1 pseudogene is annotated in these 647 nt (G+C 51.2%); it reads right to left on the reverse strand.

The features are described from left to right. Positions 1-647 (reverse strand): annotated as a pseudogene (locus ABHV44_RS16155) (hypothetical protein); the annotation flags it as partial.

The following is a 647-nucleotide window of genomic DNA, read 5'->3' on the forward strand; positions in this document are numbered from 1 at the left end:
GCTGATCCGAGCTGGTCGTCTGTTGCGTTGATGATGAAGGCGATCTCGCTGCCCGCTGGTACTTCGAAAGAAGCACTGCCTGACTGATCGTTTGCTCCTGCATTGTCTGACAGCTGAGTGAACACTCCGTCAATCGTGTAGCCAAACTCTTCATAAGCTGGTCCGTCTACATCGCTAGTCAGGTAATCCCAGTCGAAGCTGATCGTCAGTGCTTTCGCGGCTGACGTGAGGGCTACAATCTGGCTAACCAGTGTTCCTGAATCTGAACTTTCTAGTGTCAGTCCGTCTTCAGTTACTTCTCCAAAACCGTCTCCTGATGTTGAGCTAAACACCCATGGGGTGATCAGATCGTAGTCAGCTGAAGTTACCACCACTGAGCTGTCGCAATTGTCTACCGCTTCTGCTGTTGTGGCTGGGATCTCTGCGTCACACTCCAGTGTCAGCGCTGCTGGTACTGATGTGAACACTGGTGCTGTCGTGTCTTCTATTGTGATTACTTGAGTATGCGCTACCGGGTTGCCGCAAGCATCTACTGCTGACCATACGCGGATCAGTCTGTATCCACACTCGAGCTCTTCGATGGTCTCTGTGAGAACTACAGGTACTTCTCCATCGCAGATGTCACTTGCTGTGATATCGTAAGATGG

Source organism: Halocola ammonii (assembly GCF_049334165.1).
Taxonomy (GTDB): domain Bacteria; phylum Bacteroidota; class Bacteroidia; order Flavobacteriales_D; family Sanyastnellaceae; genus JBEGHD01.